The sequence below is a fragment of the Bradyrhizobium sp. MOS002 genome, from assembly GCF_003020115.1.
Classification (GTDB): Bacteria; Pseudomonadota; Alphaproteobacteria; order Rhizobiales; family Xanthobacteraceae; genus Bradyrhizobium.
Genome location: NZ_PYFX01000050.1, coordinates 1 through 5,187 on the forward strand (window position 1 = coordinate 1; position 5,187 = coordinate 5,187).

Annotated in this window: 4 protein-coding genes and 2 pseudogenes; 1 reads left to right on the forward strand and 5 read right to left on the reverse strand. The window is 61.1% G+C overall.

Translation table 11 applies throughout. The annotated features are described in order from the left end of the window. Positions 1–212: 212 nt before the first annotated feature. The 5 genes and pseudogenes from C7G41_RS36590 to C7G41_RS37225 all read right to left on the reverse strand — a co-directional run bounded on the left by C7G41_RS36590 (position 213) and on the right by C7G41_RS37225 (position 4,561). Positions 213–722, reverse strand: a complete 510-nt coding sequence (locus C7G41_RS36590) for a septal ring lytic transglycosylase RlpA family protein (protein WP_199198794.1) — start codon at positions 720–722, stop codon at positions 213–215. A gap of 834 nt (positions 723–1,556) precedes the next feature. Further along, a pseudogene (locus C7G41_RS38680) lies at positions 1,557–1,819 on the reverse strand (hypothetical protein); the annotation flags it as partial. Between the two features lie 347 nt (positions 1,820–2,166). Continuing rightward, the gene (locus C7G41_RS36600; RefSeq protein WP_106947048.1) at positions 2,167–2,697 is read right to left on the reverse strand and encodes a DUF1269 domain-containing protein; all 531 of its coding nucleotides are present in this window, start codon (positions 2,695–2,697) and stop codon (positions 2,167–2,169) included. A 772-nt stretch (positions 2,698–3,469) separates the two neighbouring features. Beyond that, positions 3,470–3,610: pseudogene (locus C7G41_RS38965) on the reverse strand (SOS response-associated peptidase); the annotation flags it as partial. Between the two features lie 573 nt (positions 3,611–4,183). Next, positions 4,184–4,561, reverse strand: coding sequence for a hypothetical protein (locus C7G41_RS37225; protein ID WP_146159901.1), 378 nt, complete (start codon positions 4,559–4,561; stop codon positions 4,184–4,186). Between the two features lie 250 nt (positions 4,562–4,811). On the opposite strand from C7G41_RS37225, the gene C7G41_RS36615 reads away from it, so the two are divergent. Beyond that, a partial coding sequence (locus C7G41_RS36615) for a hypothetical protein (RefSeq protein ID WP_199198795.1) occupies positions 4,812–5,187 on the forward strand: 376 nt, incomplete at its 3' end.

The window sequence follows — 5,187 nt, forward strand, 5'->3', positions numbered from 1 at the left end:
TTCTCTCCCCAATCCGCCAGCTCCATCGATCTTGAACATTCTGGAGCTGCCATCGCGATAGAAACATAAGTTGGGTTGGAGGCACCCACGATAAGCGCGACGATAGCCAAACTGGACAGCCGCATCACGGGGCTCCTCGATATGCGATTTGACTATGGCTCTGCCGTCGAGCATATGGCAACTCGCCGCAATGCCACGGGCTGCCTCCTGTACTAGTGGCGACGGTGATGACGCGGCGCAGGAGCCATTGCCATTGACGATCCGAACGTTCCCAACGGACGCATGACATCCTCGGTCGGTTGGAAGAATACTGGCATGGCTGCCGCAGCGACGGGACGTTGACGGTTGCGGCTCGCGACCAAAGTCCCACCGGATCCCATTTGCACAATGGTCGCGGTCACGTTGCGATGGGTGCAGCGACAGCCGAGCGCACTCGCGGCCGCAGGCGATAGATCAAGGAACGCGCCGGTGAATGGACCCCGATCGTTTACCGTGACCTGGATCGACCGGCCACCGCTCTGAACCATCAGTACGGTGCCGAAGGGCAGCGTCCGGTGGGCGGCCGTCATTGCAGCGCAGTTGAGTACGCCCCCAGACGCTGTTCGGCGACCGCACAGGCGGTCACTCCCGCCGTAGTAGGTGGCGCTCCCGGAGAGACGATGCGCCTCGGCCACAGAAGAGAGCGAGAGAAGAACGATGCCGGTCACGACTATGCGTTTCATGCTGGATCCCTCGTGTATGAAAGAGGCACTGCGACAGCGTCGCCTCACCGCTAAGTCCAATCGGAGGTCCTACGAACGGGCGGGCGCGAGAGGTCAAACAGCCAAGCCCACCGGCAGCTTTTACTCTGTTGATTGGCAAAGGTTCCGGGGCTGGGGCAAAATGGAACTGGAGGGAGGCCCGGTAGTCCGTAGCCAACATTTCCGCGGGGGTCAGTGCGCGGAGCCGGAGCAACGCGCAGACGCTTCTGATAGCGTCCGAAGCGTCCCCGAGACCTGACCATGTACCTGTCACGCTGGGTCCGTGGGGCATCATTCACCAGCAGCAATTGCCAATTGATGGCACCTCTCGAGTCGCGGACACTCCGGCGCAATCCGATCAAGTTCATTATCGCTGAGCGGTCTGGGCCGACCGCAGGGGCACCACGCGGCAGACGAATATTCCTCACCGCCACAAATGGTTCGTGGTTCGCCCCGCAAAACCCAGCTGCGGTCGGGAGAAGGATCTTCCAAAAGCGAACAGGATGGGAAGGCCGCGGCTGGACGGATCGCGCTTAGGCTTAAAGCACGGACGGCCAGTTGTTCGACTAGCTCATTAAACGGGCCTACGCCCGAATCCAGGTAGGCGGTGAGCCAAAGAGGCACGAACCACTCCGGTAGTGACCGGAGCGGTCTGGACGGGGGGCACCCGCTCCACCATGCGTTGGCTGCGGGCATTCCGCGGCCAGTCTCCTGTGAATCAGAATGGCGCAGGCTGACTCACGCCGGGGTCAATGCAACCGCTTGTGTTGATGGCCCGCGCGACCCCGGAGATCTGGTTGCGAATCTACAGCGTTAGCCCCGGACCTGCGAGCAGTCTTTGCACCGCATGTACCGCTCCAGTTCATGGACCGGCATCGCCTTCGGCCGCCGCGATGTCCAGGGTAACGGTTTGGTTAGTGTCGCAGCCAAGGCAGCGCACTGCGATATAGCGGTAGCCGGCATTGAGCGCCTCGCCGAACGTCGGCCACCGCTGCGCCGGTCCTGGGAGCCGAGCATGCGGCTGCGTTCCACGCCGCAACAGCGAACCGGTAAACTGCCCGGTCTGCCAGGCGCGCCATAAATGGGTCTCGTGCCTTGGTGCCCATGCGAGATCGGTTCGTTCGGCCGGTCCGCCAGGCAAGCCGCTACGACTCGCGAGGAGAGCGCCGAGCACAACGGAAGCAGCGCACCGTCTCCTTGCGATAGGTTTGCGCCTGGGCCGTGGCCGTGCATGTGGGCAGCGGACCTGCGCGCCTCTCCCGGCGCATCATCAGGCGGCAGCATTATGCTTCGGCAACTTGCTCCCGGCCCCCCGAAACGACCCGGAGCCAGACAATGACTGCACCTGGAGCAGCGGCACCGCCGAAGTGGCCTAGGCCAACCCGAGATTGGGCCGGAGTGTCGTCGGCAGACAGTTGCAATCGGTTCAAACGCCCGGCAAATCAGGAGGCGCAGCCGCCGGTACCGTCGCTTTGACCTCCGCAAGCGCCGCTTGCAACGCGGCTTCCTTAGTGTGGTCGAGAGAAGTCTTTAGCACCGTGCCGCCTTCGCCTTTGAGCCTCTCAAGAACCTTGTCTGCCGTGACTTTGCGCACCAGTACGAAGAGCGCCGCGGTCCCGGGTTGAACAGCGGCGGCGGTCTCCTTCATCCATTTGTCGTCGATGCCCACATCCGTTAAATATCCGCTGAGCGTGCCGGACGCAACGCCGAGGGCAGCCCCAGCGAGTGGCATCAGAAAGATCAGGCCAATCAGCGTGCCCCAAAAGGCGCCAGTAGCCGCACCAGCAGCGGTGGTATTAATTAGTTGGTTTAGTTTAATGTTTCCGCTGCTGTCTTTGACCGCTATCACGGCATCGCCGAGTTCGATCAAGTACTCCTTCTGCATGGCCAGCAGCTTTCGACGAACTTCCTCCGCCTTCGCCTCGGTCGGAAATGCAATTACGACAAGGTCACTCATCTGTGTACTGCTCCTCTACTCAACGATTCCTAAATCCTTTCAGCGCACCGCAAGATCGCTCGATGCAGATCAATGAGGTGCTAGGCGGCCAGCCCCCCCGATGGCCACGTCGCCCAGAGTACCTGGCGACCGATGACGCAGGGTCGCCATCGTCGGACGGTAACCGTCAGCGCTTGCGCACACAGGGGGCCAAGCCGCGCTATCGAGCGACTAATAGGCGCAAATATAATTCCCGTACGCATCGTAGCAACTGCTGCGGTACGCAGCGGTACCAAGGGCAGCCGCGCCTACCGCTGCCGCTCCGACACCATAGCCGCGATAGCCGTAGCCGCGATAGGCCCCACCACGATAGGCGTAGCGCCCACCGCGCACTGCCACGGCGCCGCCACCCCGAGGCCCTCGAACTGCTACCGCGCCGCCGCGATAGCCTCCACCGCCCCGATAAGCACCGCCGCCGCGACCGCGAGCATCGGCTTCGTCGGGAGTGAGGGTTACCAGCAGCATGGCTGCAGCTGCCGATGCGATGAGAATTTGACGCAGCATTAGGCGTACTCCTTCATTCAGACAGGGACCGCGGAAACCTGCGTATCGCGCCGAACCGCGGTTTGTCTGAATCCTCACGCGCGGGAGCTACGCGCCCTTGACTTGGATCAACCCTCCACGTTCATCTACGTGAACGGACGCGCATGACGCTCCGTCGTGACAAGCCGGCAATCGTTGCGCGTCTTGGCCGGGCTCGCTGCGAGCAGGCGCTCTATCTCTAAGATCTACACTACTTGAGCGCATCATCTGGCAGTTGCCGCTGCAGCGCCTTGGCCTCCTCCCATGGTGCGCGCATCCACACGTCGCGCTCTTCGTCGGTCGTCAGGATCGCCGGCATGGCCTTCGGATGGATCGGCTCGACCACGGAGTTACCGTGAGGACACTGGAGACGTGATGGGGCCCCAGTATCTTGCCGCTCCAACGTTTGTCAGCGTCTTCGTTCTGCAGGCGCTTGACTTCACCGCAATAGAACTGACGCCAGTTTGCTTTCAACCTGGCGAGGCATTCGAGGTCACGGTCCGTGAAGAATGACATAGTGACGGAGACTCTAGCTGAGATTGGGGCGGACGAGGTGCCCGGCACAACGGAGGGGGCGAGCCGGTTGTCCATTCGGCGGATAGGACAGCCGCTTCGGGGTACGGTCGCTTGACGCAAATCAAGGTCGTTATACGACTGCCGCCAACACATGAACTAAACCCAGAACGGCCTTTCGTCATCCAAGGGGTGCGGGTGGCTCACCCGGCAACCACGTTGACGGTGGATCGTGGATTGAAATCTTGTTAGGCCGCCGTGTGACCAGATGGCTGCGCTTGTAGGGATAGCCGCGAAGTTCGGAGCATTGGCGGCAGCCGATTGGAGCGTTCGAGTTCGTGGACCGGGCCTTGTCGGTCGCCGCACCTGACTTGGGACGGTGCCAAGCGCGGCGACTTGATTGCGCTAAGCTTCAGGCCGCAGCGGGCCTCCGTCGTTGAGCTTTATGATCTACCAATCGAACGACATTGGTCGGAAGGTCGGTCTTTTCGCAAACAACCGGCTCCAGCAGCGCGACTGGCGTGAGCGCCGGTTCGGCCAATGGCGCTTCAATCGAGATGAGAAATTCACGGCCTTTCGCCGTGATTTGCCATCCGCTGGGCTCTCGTAGCACGTAGCCGCTGGTGAAAATGTCCAATTCCGGCGCACGTGCAGCGAGCCGCTTCATTCTTTGAGACCAGTCGGCCCCGCTACAAGTCAGGACCGCGAGATACTGCTTCAGATCTGCAAGCGATGCATGGCCCTGAGGGTGGCCCGCCAAAACTTTCAAAACTGTGATCTGAATACTCACGCGAACCCCGCCGCAACAGGAACGCAACCAGCTATGTCGGTGAGGCTATTACCGGGATGAATTCGGGTCCATCTCACGCAAATGCAAAATGGTACGGCATCGCTGCTTTCCAACCATTCGTGCTAAATTTGCAACAGGGGCGCACGGGCTCCCGTTGGTTAATCGAGCGGCGGCTCATCCTGTTCGTCTGCCAGTTTGGTACAGGCCTCGGCAATGTCGGTGGCTCGGCGCAATCACTGGGAGGTATCATATGAGACAACCCGCCATTGTTAGCTCAGCGCCGGCAGCGCTCTCGCGGCGGGCCATTGCTTGGTGGCTCACACAGGTGAAGCATGCGCTTCCGCCGACAATCTTCTTCTTCGTCGGCTTCAACCTGATCCTGTATACTAAACGCCTGATCCTGCAGGAGCACGGCATTGAGTTCAGCGGCTTCTTCACCTCGCTGGTAGCGGCGTTGCTAGTCGGGAAAGCCGTTTTGGTAACCGACAACATGCGTTTCATGCGTCGCTTCGACGGCGCGCCAATGCTCCAGCCGATCCTGTTCAAGAGCGCTATCTACTGGCTATGCGTCCTGATTGTGCGGCTGGCAGAGGAACTCGTCCATTTCGTCGCCGCAGGCGGCGCTA

Excerpts from the sequence above, each read along its gene's own strand:
- C7G41_RS36590 (WP_199198794.1), bottom strand. The coding sequence starts at position 722 with ATGAAACGCATAGTCGTGACCGGCATCGTTCTTCTCTCGCTCTCTTCT.
- C7G41_RS36600 (WP_106947048.1), bottom strand. The coding sequence starts at position 2,697 with ATGAGTGACCTTGTCGTAATTGCATTTCCGACCGAGGCGAAGGCGGAG.